The sequence below is a fragment of the Paraburkholderia sp. RL17-380-BIE-A genome (assembly GCF_046028085.1).
Taxonomy (GTDB): Bacteria; Pseudomonadota; Gammaproteobacteria; order Burkholderiales; family Burkholderiaceae; genus Paraburkholderia.
This window is the reverse complement of record NZ_JARESQ010000011.1, coordinates 263,128-278,147: the sequence shown is the minus strand read 5'-3', so window position 1 is coordinate 278,147 and position 15,020 is coordinate 263,128. Positions and strand designations below refer to the sequence as shown.

13 protein-coding genes are annotated in these 15,020 nt (G+C 63.4%); 6 read left to right on the top strand and 7 right to left on the bottom strand.

Going from position 1 to position 15,020, the window contains the following annotated elements; genetic code table 11:
* From P0D68_RS20620 to P0D68_RS20600, 5 genes are all read right to left on the bottom strand, one after another.
* Positions 1 to 537 (bottom strand): dihydroxy-acid dehydratase domain-containing protein (locus P0D68_RS20620; RefSeq protein WP_408299694.1); only part of this gene is annotated, 537 nt, incomplete at its 3' end.
* A 39-nt stretch (positions 538 to 576) separates the two neighbouring features.
* Positions 577 to 1,581 carry an L-arabinose ABC transporter permease AraH gene (araH, locus tag P0D68_RS20615; protein ID WP_091797684.1) on the bottom strand — a complete coding sequence of 335 codons (1,005 nt, stop codon included), beginning with the start codon at positions 1,579 to 1,581 and terminating at the stop codon, positions 577 to 579.
* Positions 1,582 to 1,651: 70 nt separating this feature from the next.
* Positions 1,652 to 3,211: an L-arabinose ABC transporter ATP-binding protein AraG gene (gene araG, locus P0D68_RS20610; protein ID WP_408299696.1), complete on the bottom strand. Its 1,560-nt coding sequence runs from the start codon at positions 3,209 to 3,211 to the stop codon at positions 1,652 to 1,654.
* Between the two features lie 87 nt (positions 3,212 to 3,298).
* A complete protein-coding gene (locus tag P0D68_RS20605; protein ID WP_408299698.1) occupies positions 3,299 to 4,303 on the bottom strand; it encodes an arabinose ABC transporter substrate-binding protein in 1,005 nt (334 codons plus the stop codon).
* 126 nt (positions 4,304 to 4,429) lie between these two features.
* Positions 4,430 to 5,881, bottom strand: a complete 1,452-nt coding sequence (locus P0D68_RS20600; protein ID WP_408299700.1) for an aldehyde dehydrogenase family protein — start codon at positions 5,879 to 5,881, stop codon at positions 4,430 to 4,432.
* A gap of 190 nt (positions 5,882 to 6,071) precedes the next feature.
* On the opposite strand from P0D68_RS20600, the gene P0D68_RS20595 reads away from it, so the two are divergent.
* Positions 6,072 to 7,049: a LysR family transcriptional regulator gene (locus P0D68_RS20595; RefSeq protein ID WP_408299702.1), complete on the top strand. Its 978-nt coding sequence runs from the start codon at positions 6,072 to 6,074 to the stop codon at positions 7,047 to 7,049.
* A 143-nt stretch (positions 7,050 to 7,192) separates the two neighbouring features.
* On the top strand, positions 7,193 to 7,747 hold the full coding sequence (locus P0D68_RS20590; protein ID WP_091797700.1) for a YaeQ family protein: 555 nt from the start codon (positions 7,193 to 7,195) through the stop codon (positions 7,745 to 7,747).
* A gap of 28 nt (positions 7,748 to 7,775) precedes the next feature.
* Here the strand turns inward: P0D68_RS20590 and P0D68_RS20585 are convergent, their stop codons facing one another.
* Positions 7,776 to 8,201, bottom strand: a complete 426-nt coding sequence (locus P0D68_RS20585; protein WP_091797703.1) for a VOC family protein — start codon at positions 8,199 to 8,201, stop codon at positions 7,776 to 7,778.
* A gap of 375 nt (positions 8,202 to 8,576) precedes the next feature.
* On the opposite strand from P0D68_RS20585, the gene ada reads away from it, so the two are divergent.
* From ada to P0D68_RS20565, 4 genes are all read left to right on the top strand, one after another.
* A complete protein-coding gene (gene ada, locus P0D68_RS20580; protein WP_408299705.1) occupies positions 8,577 to 9,755 on the top strand; it encodes a bifunctional DNA-binding transcriptional regulator/O6-methylguanine-DNA methyltransferase Ada in 1,179 nt (392 codons plus the stop codon).
* Positions 9,752 to 10,669 carry a DNA-3-methyladenine glycosylase family protein gene (locus tag P0D68_RS20575; protein ID WP_091797708.1) on the top strand — a complete coding sequence of 306 codons (918 nt, stop codon included), beginning with the start codon at positions 9,752 to 9,754 and terminating at the stop codon, positions 10,667 to 10,669. Before ada ends, P0D68_RS20575 begins: the two co-directional genes overlap by 4 nt.
* A 281-nt stretch (positions 10,670 to 10,950) precedes the next feature.
* Positions 10,951 to 12,567, top strand: a complete 1,617-nt coding sequence (gene gshA, locus P0D68_RS20570) for a glutamate--cysteine ligase (RefSeq protein ID WP_408299707.1) — start codon at positions 10,951 to 10,953, stop codon at positions 12,565 to 12,567.
* A 211-nt stretch (positions 12,568 to 12,778) separates the two neighbouring features.
* Positions 12,779 to 13,258 carry a hypothetical protein gene (locus P0D68_RS20565; protein WP_091797711.1) on the top strand — a complete coding sequence of 160 codons (480 nt, stop codon included), beginning with the start codon at positions 12,779 to 12,781 and terminating at the stop codon, positions 13,256 to 13,258.
* A 109-nt stretch (positions 13,259 to 13,367) separates the two neighbouring features.
* Here the strand turns inward: P0D68_RS20565 and P0D68_RS20560 are convergent, their stop codons facing one another.
* The gene (locus P0D68_RS20560; protein WP_408299709.1) at positions 13,368 to 14,930 is read right to left on the bottom strand and encodes a DHA2 family efflux MFS transporter permease subunit; all 1,563 of its coding nucleotides are present in this window, start codon (positions 14,928 to 14,930) and stop codon (positions 13,368 to 13,370) included.
* Between the last annotated feature and the right edge of the window lie 90 nt (positions 14,931 to 15,020).

Sequence of the window (15,020 nt, the reverse complement as noted above, 5' to 3'; positions counted from 1 at the left end):
GCCGGCGCGCACTTCCTCGGACATCTGCCACACGCCCGTGCCGGAGCCGATGTTCTTGCCGCGAAAGCGGCCGTTCAACATCGGTCCGCCGGAGACCGCCAGCGCGGGCAGATTGCACGAAGCCGCGCCCATCAACAGAGCCGGCGTGGTCTTGTCGCAGCCGACCAGCAGGATCACGCCGTCCATCGGATTGCCGCGAATCGATTCCTCGACATCCATGGAAGCGAGGTTGCGAAACAGCATTGCGGTGGGCCGCAAGTTGGTCTCACCGAGCGACATCACCGGAAACTCGAGCGGCAGGCCGCCGGCTTCATGCACGCCCTTTTTTACGTACTCCGCCAGCTCGCGGAAATGCGCATTGCAAGGCGTCAGTTCGGACCACGTATTACAGATGCCGATGACCGGGCGTCCGTCGAATTCGTCGTGCGGAATGCCCTGGTTTTTCATCCACGAGCGATGCAGAAAGCCGTCGCGGTCCTTGAGGCCGAACCACGCCTGGCTGCGCAGCGGCTTTTTTGTCTGGTTCGAATCAGCCATGAAATCTCCTGTTGGCAAACATGTAGAGCGGGGCGCGCATTAGTGCACGCGCTTGCTGCGCCGGAACTGGTCGAACAGCACCGCGAGCAGCAGAATCCCGCCGCGAATCAGGTATTGATAAAAGGTCGGCACATTCAGGAGGCTCATGGCGTCCTGCACGGAACCCATGATGAGCACGCCGACCAGCACACCGGAAATCGTCGCGACGCCGCCAGTGAGAGAGACGCCGCCAAGCACGCATGCCGAAATCACGCCGAGCTCGAGGCCGACTGAAGTTTTCGGGTCGCCCAGACTCATGCGCGACGCCAGCATCACGCCCGCGAAGCCGGTCACGAGGCCTTGCAATACGAACACTGTGATCTTGATGCGCGTGACCGGCAAGCCCGCCAGCAAGGCCGCCTCGCTATTGCCGCCGACGGCCAGCACGTTCTTGCCGAACACGGTTTTCTTCAGCAGAAAACCGAACAGCACGAAGCCGACAATGTTGCTCCAGATCGGAAACGAAATACCGAGGAACGAGCCGCCGCCGAGGTCGAAGAAACGTTCTTCGGAGATCATCACGGCGTCGCCGTTCGAGGTGATATACGCGAGGCCGCGCACGACCTCCATCATGGCGAGTGTGACGATCAGCGAGTTGATCTTGTAGCGCGCGACCAGCACGCCGTTCACGAGTCCGACCGCGCCACCCGCGAGCACGCCGGCCGCGACGCCGAGCATCACGCTATGCGTCGCGGTGATCAGCGTGGACGCCACCACGCCCGCGAACGCGACGATCGACGCCACCGAGAGATCCACTTCGCCGAGCGCGAGCACAAACATCATCGTGACGGAGATCGAACCGATCAGCGTGACGGAAAGCAACAAGCCCTGAATATTCCGCGAGCTCAGAAAGTCCGGCACGGTGAACGACAGGACCGCGAACAGAATCACGAACACCATGACGATGCCGGACTTGTTGATCATGTCCCAGGTGCGCGCGGCGCGCGCGCTCAATCCCGCTGAGGCGACGGCTGGGGTCGATGAATCGGTTGAAGGTGTGTGCATGGTGTGTATTCCGTTTCAATAACGCAATTCGATTCAGTTGCCTTCGTTGTGTCGAGGATGCAAGACGGCGTCAGCGGGGCAGGGCGAGCTTGATCAGCGCATCGGGGGTGGCCTGCGCCTTGGGCAGATCGCCGACAATGCGGCCTTCCTTCATCACGATCACACGATCCGCCACGCCGATCACTTCGGCGAGGTCGCTCGACACGACGATCACCGTGCGGCCCGCTTCGGCGAGCCCATACAGCAGCCCGTAAATCTCGCTGCGCGCGCCGACGTCGATGCCGCGCGTGGGTTCGTCCATCAGAAACACGTCGATGTCTTCGGCAAGCCAGCGCGACAGAATCACTTTTTGTTGATTGCCGCCCGAGAGCGTGCCGATCGGCGTGTCGCCATTGCGCGTCTTGATCGCGAGCTTGCCGATGAACTCTTTCGCGGTCTGCGCTTCCTTGCGGCCGTTGAGCACGTTGAAGCGGCTGAAATGGCGACGGCAACTGATATTGAGGTTGTCCGATACCGAGGCGATCGAAACGATGCCTTCCTGCTTGCGATCTTCGGGACACAGCGCCACGCCTGCGCGCACCGCGTCGCGCGGTGTGGCAAAGCGCACGCGCTTGCCTTTGAGCGTGATCTCGCCGCCCGCCGGTTTGACCGCGCCATAGATGAGCTTCATCAACTCGGAACGCCCCGCGCCGACGAGCCCGAAGAAGCCGACGACTTCACCTTTGCGCGCCGTGAAAGAAGCCGGTTCGCGCAGACCGCGTCCCATCAGGTTCTTGACATCGAGTTGCACGTCGCCGAGTTCGCGCGAGCGATAGCCGTACACGTCGGCGATCGAGCGGCCCACCATGCAGCTGATCAGGCGATCACGATCGAGTCCTTCACCCGCGTCGAACGTATCGATGCGGCGGCCGTCGCGAAACACCGTCACGCGGTCGCACAGTTCGTACACTTCATCCATCCGGTGCGTGACGTAGATGATCGCGCGGCCTTCGGCCTTCAGCGCACGAATGATCCGGAATAGTTGCGTCGTTTCGCGCGACGACAGAGAACTGGTCGGTTCGTCGAACGCGATCACGCGCGCGTCGCGCATTAGCGCCTTGCCGATTTCGATCATTTGCCGCTGGCCGATCGAAAGATTCTTCACCTGCTGCGATGGGTCGATCTTTTCGCCGAGCCGCTCCAGTTCGCGCATGGCGCGCGCCACCAGCGCTTTTTCGTCCAGCACACCGAAACGATTGGGCAGGGCGCCGAGCATCAGGTTTTCCGCAACCGTCAGTTCGGGGACCAGATGCAGTTCCTGATAGATGATCGCCACGCCCGCGGCAATCGCCGCCTTCGTCGTGACGAACTGCTGTTCAACGCCATCGAGCGACAAGGTGCCCGCCGCGGGTTGATTCACGCCGGACAACACCTTCAGCAACGTCGATTTGCCCGCGCCGTTTTCCCCCATCAAGCCATGCACTTCGCCGCGCCGCACTTCGAGCGACACCTGGTCGAGCGCGAGCACGCCCGGAAAGCGCACGGTGATGCCGTCGAGTCGCAGATACGGCTCGGCCGATAGGCGCGCAGGCAAGGGCGCAGGTGAGGGCGCCGGTTCGCCGGCGTGGGACTCGGTGTGTAAAGACGTCATCGAAAAACCTCAAGCGGAAGAACAACCAGAGCGGACCGCTCTCGCTTGAGCGAGGGACGGCCCGCGGCGTGCAGACTCGAATACCGCTTAAATACCGAGTTCTTTACGCACGTCCTGCCAGTTACCGCGCACCATCAGCTTGCCGGTGGTCTGTGTATCGGCGGGCGGCTGCTTGCCGTCCTTGATCCACTCGACGAGGTTCTCCGTGCTTTCCTTGCCATGCATCGTCGAACTCACGGCAATCGTGCCGTAGAAGCCCGTCGGCTCCTTCTTCTGGAATTCGGCGAATGCTTCACCCGCGCCGTTGATGCCGACGCCGATCACGTCCGCCGCCGGAATATGCAACTGCTCGGTCGCGCGTACGCCGCCCAGCACGCTTTCCTCGTTGAGCGCGAAGATCACCCACTTCTTGATGTTCGGATGCTGCGCGAGGACCGGCGACGACGCGTTGAAGCCGCCTTCGTCGTCGGTCGTCTTTTGCGGAGCGTCGAAAATGTTTTCCTTCTTGAAGCCGCCGGCGAGGAGCGATTGTGTGGCGCCATCGGTGCGCAGTTTTGCGGTCGGCAATTCGTAGTTCGTGATGCGCAGCGCGCCGACTTCTTCCGGCTTCCAGCCGCGGCGCTTCATTTCTTCGGAGATCGCGGTGCCGACCTGATTGCCGATCTTGAACGCGGACATGCCCAGATGCGGCACGTTCGGCAGCGGCTTGCCGGTGGAGTCGACCAGTTGATCGTCGACGGTGACGAACTTCATGTTGTAGCGCTTCGCCCGAGCCTGGATCGCCGGTCCGAGGCGCACGTCGGGCGCGCAGATCACGAAGCCTTTGGCGCCTTGCGCGCCGAGGTTGTCGATCGCGGCCAGCACTTTTTCACCGTCCGGCGTACCGATGTTGACTACCGAAAAGCCGTCCTTCTGGCCGAGCGCGCTCGCGGCCTTCTGTTCGTTGATGAACCACGCCTGTTCCGGCATCTTCACGAGGAAGCCGACCTTGAGCGGCTGATCCGCGTGTGCGGAAAGCTGCGCGGCAAAGGGTGCGGCGAGGGCGGCGACCGCTACTGCGGATAGCGTCAAACGGCGAAGCTTGCTGGTCATGTCTGTCTCCTGAGGTTGAAAAGCTGCATTGGTTTCGTTTATTTGCAGCGGGTGATGCACGGCGGCGTTAGCCGGGACGTGGATGAACGTGGTGGGACGCCACGGCGTAAAGGGATCTTATGAGCATCAGTTCGCTACGTAGGCCGTTTTCACGGCCGTCCAGAAACCCGCGCCGGTAGCGCCATAGGCCGACGCCTTGCGGCCGCCGCCGGGCGCGTGATGCTCGACGGCCGTGGTCGGCAGATTGATCGTGACGAGACCGCTATGCACATGACGGCGGAAATGCCGCGCGCGGCTGAGCGAGCGCGTGCAGATGCCGGCGCATAGACCATATGTGGTGTCGTTCGCGAGATGCAGCGCGTGGTCGTAGTCATCCGCGCGCAACACGACGGCGAGCGGGCCGAAGATTTCCTCCTGCGCGATACGGTGTTCGGATTCGCCGATGAATAACGCGGGTTCGAAGAAATAGCCGCGCGTTGCGCGTTCCAGGTGGCGGCCGCCGTGCAGCAGGTGCGCGCCTTCCTGCAGACCGATGCGCACATAGTCGAGATTGCGCTGCAACTGCGCGGCGTTCGCCACGGGCCCCATGTCAGTGCCGTGCTTCAGGGCGTGATCGATCGTGAGTCTCGCGAGTTTCGCCCGCAAGGCGTCCACGAACGGGTCGAACACCGCGCGCTCGACGATCAGCCGCGCCGCTGCGGTGCTGCATTGACCGGTCGAGCCATAGGCGCCGTGCAAGGCGGCATCGACGGCGCCGTCGAGATCGGCATCGGCCAGCACCACGAACGGATTCTTGCCGCCCATCTCGAGTTGCACACGCGCCTGGCGGGCGGCGGCGGCTTGCAGCACGCGCGTGCCGGTTTCCGCCGAGCCGGTGAAGCTGATCGCCGAGGTCAGCGGATGCGCGGCGATCCGCGCGCCGACCTGCCGGCCGCTGCCCATCACGAGATTGAACACGCCCGCCGGCAGACCGGCGCGGCTGATGATCGACGCCAGCGCCGCCGCGCAAGCCGGCGTCGATTCGGCCGGCTTGAAAACGACGCAATTGCCGTGGGCGAGCGCGGCGCCGATCTTCGCCGCGGCGATCGCGAGCGGTGCGCTCCACGGCGCGATGATGCCGATCACGCCGAGCGGTTCGTGCGTCACGTCCACTTCGACGCCGGCGCGCGCGCTCGTGCTCGCGCCGGACTCGGTGACGGCGCGCAAGGCTTCGGCCGCCAACAGCTTGAAGATCTGGCCGGCGCGCGTCGTCTCGATCATGGCCTCGGGCAGCGTCTTGCCGACTTCGCGTGCCAGCAGTTGGGCAAGTTCGTCGCGGCGCGCGAGCACCTCGCTGCCGATCGCATCGAGCACGTCCGCGCGGCGTTGAGCCGACGCCAGCGACCACTCGCGGAAAGCCAGGTGCGCCGCTTCGATGGCCGTATCCGTTTGCCGCACATCGGCCCGCACATATTCCCCGACCGGTTCGTCCAGGTCCGACGGGTTGAGCGAGACGCCCGTGGTCGCGCCGGTCTGCCATCCGCCATTGATGTAGTGGCGCAACGGACTTGCAGCGAGTGGGACGGGATCGCGGTTCATCGATGGAAAGGCACCACGTGAGGAAGTTCGGAAAGTCCACGAATGGTATGAGCCGTCCCAATAACTTTCCAATCCCTTTTCAAGCCGTCCCGATATCAATTTCGATATGGCATGATGGAGCACCGCCCCGGACAAACCGCGCAGCGGTCGGCTTCGAGCCGCTTATCAGAAAACAGGTTGGAGAGAGACCATGACGCGTAGCTACTCGAACTGGTTCGTGCGGGCGCGGCTCAAGACGCGGCAGTTACTGCTGCTCGCGGCGATGGACGAGGAGGGCAACGTCCGCCGGGCCGCCGACGTGCTCGGCATGACCCAGCCCGCCGCCTCGCGTCTGCTCAAAGAGCTGGAGGACATGCTGGAGGTGAGCCTGTTCGACCGCACGCCGCACGGCATGCACGCCACGCTATACGGCGAGGTCATGATCCGCCATGCGCGCATGGTGCTGTCGAATCTGAGCCATGCACACGACGAAATATCGGCGTTGCGCGCGGGCCTGGCGGGCCAGGTGCGGATCGGCGTGATCGCGGCGGCCGCGGCAACCATGGTGCCGCGCGCGATTGCCGAGGTGAAAGAACGCTATCCGCAATTGCAGATCTGGGTAGAGGTGGAAACCTCGGACGTGATGCTGCCGCGGCTGGCGGAAGGCGAACTGGACATCATGATCGGCCGCGTCCTGGAGCGGCAAAACCAGTTCAACGCCGAAGTCCGCTATGAACCGCTCGCCGATGAACCGCTTTGCGTGGTCGCGCGGCCCGGCCATCATCTCGAAAATGAGACAGGTTTGACGCTACGTGGAATCGTCAACGCGAGCTGGGTTTTGCATCCGCCAGGCAGCGTCTTGCGCCATCGTTTCGATCTGATGTTTTCTCAAATCGGGCTGAATCCGCCGCAAAACGTGGTCAATACGAACAATTTTCTGGCGATTTCGAGCCTGCTGCTCCAAAGCGACATGTTGGCGGTTCTACCCGACGAAGTGGCGCGTCAATACCAACAGTACGGCGTTTTGAAACGAGTGCCGATCGATTTACCGTGCAGGATGGATACATTCGGTATCATCACGCGCCAGTCGCACCTGCTTTCACCGGCAGCCTCGGTCGTGCTGGAGGCCCTGCGGGAAGCCGCGGGCGAGGTGTACGGCACCGCTTTCGAGCCGGCAGTGGCGCGATAAATGCTTCTCCCGTGGTAATAGCAGCCGGCTGACGGCGCGGGAGGGACCGAAAGATGTACCACAAACACGGAAAACGGCAACGCGCCGTCGACGATTCTTTTTCAGTTCGCTCCGGTGGAGCGAGCGCCTGGTTTAGCAACGGCATGGCTCTCAAATCGACGATTTACAAGGCGGAACTGCAGATCGCCAACATGGACCGGCATTATTACGCCGATCATTCGCTGACGATCGCCCGCCATCCCTCGGAAACCGACGAACGGATGATGGTCCGCGTCGCCGCGTTCGCGCTGTTCGCGCAGGAACGCCTCGAATTCTGCAAAGGTCTGTCGGACGTGGACGAACCGGATCTGTGGGAAAAAGATCTCACGGGCGCGATCGAGACCTGGATCGAAGTGGGTCAGCCGGACGAACGGCGTATCGCCAAGGCAAGCGGCCGCTCGAATCAGGTGATCGTGATCGCCTATGGCGGCCGGGCGTCGGACATCTGGTGGCAGGGCGTGCGCAACAAGGTCGAACGTATGCGCAACGTGACGGTGTGGACGCTCGGCGAAGACGTCGCCAGCGCGCTCGGCTCGCTAGCCGAACGGACCATGCGGCTGCAATGCACGGTGCAGGACGGCGAAGCATGGCTCGGCAGCGCCGAAGCCGATGCGGTGAAAATCGAATGGACGGTATTGAAGGCGCCCGCCAACGCCTGACACTGAACGCGGCCGACGCTCGAAGCGCTTAAAGCGACGTCACGCGCGCCGCGTCCGGCGGCCCCTTGAGTTCGACCATGTTGCCCTCCGGGTCGAACAGATACAGCGACTGCCCAAAGCCGTCCGCGCCGTAGCGCTGCCCCAGTTCGCCCAGCCGCGCGCCGTGTCCGGTCAGATGCGCCTTGAGCGCTTCGGCGTCGAACGGCTCGATGCGCAAACATAGGTGGTCCATATTCCGCCCGGCTCCTGGCACGCCGTTTTCGGCATGGTCGAGCTTGGCGCCGACCTGCAACAGGTCGATCAGCGAGCGCCCCGCACGCAACTGTGTCAGGCCCAGATCGCGCTGCTCCTTCTCCACGGTGCAACCCAGCACGTCGCAATAAAATCGCGCCATGGCCTCGACGTTCGTCGCCCGAATGACGACGTGATCGATCTCGCGGATATGGATTTTCATGTCGAACGCCCCTTTGGCCGGTTCGAAGAATGGGTGAATAGCCAGTGTAGGAGAAAGGACGGCGCCGCGAGTGAGGGCCGGATCAGACAGGTATGGGCGAAAAAAAGCCCGCTCTATGTGGAGCGGGCTGAATCCATATCAGGAGGAGACATGGAGGAGACAAGTACTAATATACACATGGGGTTGGTGCGACGCAATAACTTTTTAAGGGAAAACCCGATATCGTGCGAATTTGTCGCAGTTTGCGGCAAAACGAGCGCCTGGCGTGCCTTTGGGCGCTACGAAGAAGCGCAATGACAGAGCAAGAACCGGGGCGTACTGTGTCGGCATGCGGCCTACATTGGTGAACATCGACACCGCTGATCCGGGACCAACATGAACCGCACGCCTACCGACACCCCATCCAGCGCCGCCAGCTGGACTTCCGACGACGAGCGCTGGGAAGCCGTCACACGCCGTGAGCCGCTGGCCGACGGCGCGTTCTTCTACGCCGTCAAAACCACCGGCGTGTTCTGCCGCCCGTCGTGCGCGTCGCGCCAGCCGCGCCGCGAGAACGTCGCGTTCTTCGTCGATGCCGCCGCCGCGCGCAACGCCGGTTTTCGTGATTGCAAACGCTGCCAGCCCGGCGGTCTGCCGCGCGAGCTGGAAATCGTGAACCGCGCCTGTGCCGCGCTGGACGCCGATCCGCAGCAACGCCTCACGCTCGCGCAGTTGAGCGCCGCCGTGCACGTCAGCCCGTTTCACCTTCAGCGCCTGTTCAAACGCGTGGTCGGCGTGTCGCCGCGGCAATATCAGGCCGCCCAACGGGGCGCCGCGTTGCGCGACGCGCTCCGGCGCGGCTCGGACGTCACTCGCGCCACGCTCGACGCGGGCTTCGGCTCGCCCTCGCGGATGTACGACAGCGCCTCGGCCGAACTCGGCATGGCGCCGTCCGCGTATCGCCGCAAGGGCGCCGGACTCACCGTGCGCTATGCCAGCGCTTCCACGGCGCTCGGCTTCGTGCTCGTGGCGGCCACGGAGAAGGGCATCTGCAAGATCGGTTTCGGCGACGACGCCGCCATGCTCGCCAACGACCTGCGCAGCGAACTCGCCAACGCCGATCTGTTGGAAGACACTGACCACCTTGCGCCGTTCATCGCGCAGATCGACGCCTATTTGCGGGGCACGCGCCAGGACTTCGATCTGCCGCTCGACATCGCCGCGACGGCATTCCGGCAGCGTGTCTGGGATGCGTTGCGGCGCATTCCATACGGCGAGACGCGCAGCTATTCGCAGATCGCCGAAACGGTCGGCGCGCCGCGTGCGGTGCGCGCGGTCGCCAGCGCCTGCGCGACGAACCCAGTGGCACTGGCGATTCCTTGTCATCGCGTGGTGGCAAAGGGCGGGGCGCTGGCGGGATATCGCTGGGGTTTGCCGCGCAAGGCTGCGCTGCTCGACAACGAGGCCCAGCATGCCGGTGATTTTTCGCGCGGCCAGACAAGGCATGACGAGCGCGCCCTTGCAGACGCCGAAATCGACACCGAAACCACCACCAAACTGGATCACGCCGCGTGAGCACGCTTGACGAAGTCGCTACCCTCGAATTGCCGTTCAAACCACCCTTCGACTGGCCGCGCCTGCTGCGCTTCTTCGGCGGACGAGCGACGCCGGGCGTCGAAGCGGTGGAAGACGGCGCGTACCGTCGCGCGATCGATTGGGCCGGCGACAGCGGCACGCTCAGCGTGCGTCTGCATCCGCGCAAGCGTTGCCTCGTCGCCAGCATCGAAGGGCCCGTGAGCCGTCACGCCGACGCACTCGCCGCGCCGATTGCGAAGATGTTCGATCTGCACGCCGACCCGAAAAAGATCGGAGCCGAGCTCGCCGCCGACCCTTGGCTCGCGCCGCTCGTCGAAGCCGTGCCCGGCCTGCGTGTGCCGGGCGCATGGTCGGGCTTCGAACTGGTGGTGCGTGCGATCGTCGGACAACAGGTCAGCGTGAAGGCGGCGACCACCATCATCGGAAGACTGGTGCAGCGTGCCGGCGAGCGCATCGAGGGTCATCCGCACGAGAACACCGCCTGGCGCTTTCCGACGCCCGCCGCGCTGGCCGCCGTGGACCTCGCGCAGATCGGCATGCCGGGGAAACGCGTGGCGGCGTTGCAAGGTTTCGCGCACGCGGTCGCGACCGGCGACGTGCCGCTCGACAGCAAGACAGCCGACGCCGACGCCCTGCGTGCCGCGCTGCTTGCGCTGCCCGGCATCGGCCCGTGGACCGTCGAGTATGTCGCGATGCGCGCATGGCGTGACGCCGACGCGTGGCCCGCATGGGACCTCGTGCTGATGCAGGCGATCTGCGCGCGCGATCCGTCGCTCGTGCGGCCCACGCAGCAACGCTCGCGCACCGACATGTGGCGGCCGTGGCGCGCGTACGCGGCGATGCATTTATGGAATGAAGTCGCGGACCGCGCCGGCGCTGCGCGTGGTGGCTGAAGCCTGGCGTCAGGCGGGAAGAAAAGCGCGGAGAAAAGCGGATCGCGCGCAACGCGCGTGGCGGGTAAAGTAGTGCGGCGCACAGCCGACGAACTGGCCGAAAAGGCAGGCGGATTGGCCCGGAAAAGAGGTTGCCCGGCGCGCCCGGATGCCCTGCCGGAGCGGCCTCAAGCAGCCGTTGTGGCGAGATGTTAAAGTGCCCGCTACTGAAAATTCCGCCGAACGTTGTCCACCGCGCAGTGCTGCGGCACATGGCGGCCGACAACGCTCGACTCGCATCAATGCCAAACACGACACCTTCCCGCACGACCGACGCGCTCTCGCACCGCCTGTCCGTGCTGACCTCAGGCCCGCAGCGCGACGCGCTGACAAGCGGCCTGCGCGGCATCGAAAAGGAAAGCCTGCGCGTGACGCACGAGGGCAAGCTCGCCTTGACGCCGCATTCGCCGGCGCTCGGTTCGGCGCTCACGCATCCTTCGCTCACTACAGACTATTCCGAAGCGCTGCTCGAACTGATCACGCCGGCTGAGCGCGACGTCGCGATCACGCTGGAGAAGCTCGACACGCTGCATCGTTTTGTCTACGCGGAACTCGGCGACGAGATCTTGTGGAACAACTCCATGCCGGGTCTGCTGCCCGACACCGACGAAGGCATTCCAATCGCGCACTACGGCAGTTCGAATATCGGCAAACTGAAGTACGTGTACCGGATCGGTCTCGCGCTGCGTTACGGTCGCACGATGCAGTGCATTGCGGGCATCCACTACAACTATTCGCTCAACGAAGAAGTGTGGCGGCTGCTGCATGCCGATCAGCAATCCACCGCGAACGCCGTGGACTTCCAGTCCGACCGCTATCTCGCGCTGATCCGCAATTTCCGCCGCACCAACTGGCTGCTGATGTATCTGTTCGGCGCTTCGCCGGCACTGGATCGCCGTTTCCTGCGCGATCGCCAACATACGCTCGACACGCTCGACGCCGACACGCTCTATCGTCCGTACGCGACCAGCCTGCGCATGAGCGACCTCGGCTATTCGAACACCACGGCGCAAGCCGCGCTGCACGCGGATTACGACACGCTGCCGGGCTACCTCGACGCGCTTGCGAAGGCTGTGAGCCAGCCGTATCCGGCGTACGAAGCGATCGGTACGCAGCGCGATGGCGAGTGGGTGCAGATCAACACGAACGTGCTGCAGATCGAAAACGAGTTTTACTCGACAATCCGTCCGAAGCGCATCACGTATCCGGGCGAACGTCCGCTGCACGCGCTGGCCGCACGCGGCGTGCAGTACGTGGAAGTCCGTTGCATGGACATCGATCCGTTCGAGCCGACCGGCATTTCGCTGGAGACGTCGCGCTTTCTCGATGCGTACCTGCTGGTCTGCGCACTCGACGACAGCGCGCTGTTGCCGCCTGACGCCTATGCCGAAGCCAACCAGAATTTCGGCCGCGTGACGATGGAAGGTCGCAAGCCCGGCCTCGAGTTGACTCGCGACGGCCGCCCGATCGCGATGACGGATTGGGCGAACGAACTCCTCATCAAGATCGACGCCGCGGCCGCCACGCTCGACGCGTTGCATGGCGGCGACGCGCATGCGCGCGCCGTCGCGGTTCAACGCGCGAAGCTGGCGGATGTCTCGCTAACGCCGTCGGCGCGCGTGCTGCAAACCATGCGCGAGAAGCAGCAGAGCTTCCTCGCCTTCGGCCTCGCGCAAAGCGAAGCACACGCCGCGTATTTCCGCGCGCGTCCGCTGGATGCGGAGCAAACCAGGGCATTCACCGATCTCGCCGCGAAGTCGCTGGCTGAACAGGCCAAACTCGAACAGGAAGAAGTCGGCTCGTTCGACGCGTTCGTCGCGGCTTATCGGGCGTACACGTTGAACCGGTTCAGCGTCTGAACAACGCGTGCTGGTGAGGTGACAAAAAAGCGGTCAGCAATGACCGCTTTTTTTCTGCGCAGGTAACGTCTACGCGATGCGCCATTCTGTGTAGAAAGCCATCGGCAATTTCTCCGCGCGCTGTAACGATTCTCTGATCCAGATGAAACACCGTACCGACCCGGTGGTCCAAACTGACATGACGCGCACCACAGAGGGAGGATGCAACGCGATGAAAAAAAGTCTGTTGGCCATGCTGTGCGTAGCGGCGGCGGGATGTTCGACGCAGGGGCAGGTCGATCCGGACGTCATGCAGATCGCGACAACGCCGTTGACGTGTTCGAATAAAGCGCAATGCGATGTCTGGTGGCAGCGCGCGCAAGCGTGGGTGGCGAGTCATTCGAAGTACAAGATCGAGTCCTCCACCGACACGTTGATTCAGACCGCCGGACCCGATGGCGGCAAGCGCGCGTTGGCGTATCAGATCACGCGCGCGGCGAACCCCGACGGCACTGCGACGATCGGTTTTGCCGCGCACTGCGATGGCTCGATGGGTTGCAAGCCGAACCCGTGGGAAGCCGGCGCCGACTTCAAGCAATACGTGCGAGGCGTCGCAGATGGCGCCAAACCCCAGGAGCCTTCAACGCTGCATCCGGATGCTTTGCAGGGCCAATCGAACCCGGCAACGAATGGCGAAGCCGTCACGCAATAGAAAGTGCTAAAAGCGCGCGCAGAGTGGCCCAAGAAAAGTGTCGCTTCGGCGCGCGTCCGCTCAGCGGATCATCGTCGAGCCTCAATGTCCCAGCCCCAATGTCCCAGCCTCAATGTCCCATTGAAGGCCCAACGCCCTTGCGCGGCTTGGTGATCCAGACCAGCACCGCGAGCACGAGAAAGGCCGCGCACGAAATACGGAAAAAATCATTGGTGGCCATCATGTAAGCCTGCGCGGTCACCACCTGATTCAACTGCGCGGTGATGCTGTCGCCAGACAGGCCAACGCCGGCCAGTGCATTGGTATAAGCATTGGTGTTCGCGGCATACACGTTGACGGAATCGGTCAGCATGGCGTGATGGTAGATCGTGTCGTTCTCCCAGTACGTCGTACTGATCGCCGTGCCAATCGCGCCCGACAAGGTCCGGAAAAAATTGGACAGGCCGGACGCACTCGCGAGCCGCTCATCCGGCACGCTGGAAAGCGTAATGGTGGTCATCGGCACAAAGAAGCAGGCAACGCCGATCCCTTGCACGAGCCGTGGCCAGATCACGTGATTGAACGGCACGTCGAGCGTGAACGTGGAATTCCAGAACGAGACGAACGCGAACACGATGAACGCAAAACTCGCCACCACGCGCAGGTTCAACCGGTGCATGTTCTTGCCGATCATCGGCGACAAAAACAGCGCGAGCAGACCCACCGGCGCGGTCGCCAGCCCCGCTAGCCCGGCGGTATAACCCATCACGGTCTGCAGCCAGAGCGGGAAGATCACCACCGAGCCGAAGAAGGCCATGAACCCGAACGAGATGATCAGCACGCCGAGCGCGAAGTTGCGATCCCTGAACAGCGAAAGATCCACGACGGGTTCTTTCTCCGTCATCTCCCAGACCAGCATGAAGGCAAGCGACACCACCGCGACCACCGCCAGAGCGACGATAAATGTCGAATTGAACCAGTCGCGATCTTTGCCGAGGTCGAGCATCATCTGCAGGCACGACACGCCGATCACGAGCAGCGCGAGGCCGACCGCGTCGATGCGCTGTTTCGTGGTCTTCGTCTCACGGCCGCGCAACAACAGAAACGCGCACACCGCCGAGAACAACCCGATCGGCACGTTGATGTAGAAGATCCACGGCCACGTGTAGTTGTCGGTGATATAGCCACCCATCACGGGCCCGAAGATCGGCGCGCAAATCACCGTCATCGCCCAGAGACCCAGCGCGAGTCCGCGCTTTTCCGGCGGATACGAGCGCATCAGAATGGTCTGCGAAAGCGGAACCATCGGTCCGGAGACGAGCCCCTGCACCAGCCGGAATGCGATCAGCGATTCGAAATTTTGCGCGAAGCCGCACAGCGCCGAGGCAATCGTGAAAAGCAGCACGGACAGCGTGAAAAGTTTCACTTCGCCGACCCGGCGCGCAAGCCAGCCTGTGAGCGGCACTGCGATCGCCGAGGCGACGGAATACGACGAGATCACCCAGGTGCCCTGACTGGTCGCCACGCCGAGGCTGCCGGAAATAGTCGGCACCGCCACGTTCGCAATCGACGTGTCGAGCACCTCCATGAACGTGCCGAGCGCGAGGCCGACTGTAAGCAGGGCCAAAGCGCCGCCTTTGAGCGGGGCGGGTTCGGCGGCGGGTAGGGCAGCGGCGGAAGCCGTAGCGTCCATAAAATCTTCTCCTCAACTGGGAAAGCTTGTCACGGCATCTTTATTGCGCGGTGCATACAGTGCGCTTACATGCCGGATCATTCTCTGCCC

Coding starts and splice junctions, on each gene's coding strand:
- araH (WP_091797684.1), bottom strand. CDS start 1,581: ATGCACACACCTTCAACCGATTCATCGACCCCAGCCGTCGCCTCAGCG.
- araG (WP_408299696.1), bottom strand. CDS start 3,211: ATGACGTCTTTACACACCGAGTCCCACGCCGGCGAACCGGCGCCCTCA.
- P0D68_RS20605 (WP_408299698.1), bottom strand. CDS start 4,303: ATGACCAGCAAGCTTCGCCGTTTGACGCTATCCGCAGTAGCGGTCGCC.
- P0D68_RS20600 (WP_408299700.1), bottom strand. CDS start 5,881: ATGAACCGCGATCCCGTCCCACTCGCTGCAAGTCCGTTGCGCCACTAC.
- P0D68_RS20595 (WP_408299702.1), top strand. CDS start 6,072: ATGACGCGTAGCTACTCGAACTGGTTCGTGCGGGCGCGGCTCAAGACG.
- P0D68_RS20590 (WP_091797700.1), top strand. CDS start 7,193: ATGGCTCTCAAATCGACGATTTACAAGGCGGAACTGCAGATCGCCAAC.
- P0D68_RS20585 (WP_091797703.1), bottom strand. CDS start 8,201: ATGAAAATCCATATCCGCGAGATCGATCACGTCGTCATTCGGGCGACG.
- ada (WP_408299705.1), top strand. CDS start 8,577: ATGAACCGCACGCCTACCGACACCCCATCCAGCGCCGCCAGCTGGACT.
- gshA (WP_408299707.1), top strand. CDS start 10,951: ATGCCAAACACGACACCTTCCCGCACGACCGACGCGCTCTCGCACCGC.
- P0D68_RS20565 (WP_091797711.1), top strand. CDS start 12,779: ATGAAAAAAAGTCTGTTGGCCATGCTGTGCGTAGCGGCGGCGGGATGT.
- P0D68_RS20560 (WP_408299709.1), bottom strand. CDS start 14,930: ATGGACGCTACGGCTTCCGCCGCTGCCCTACCCGCCGCCGAACCCGCC.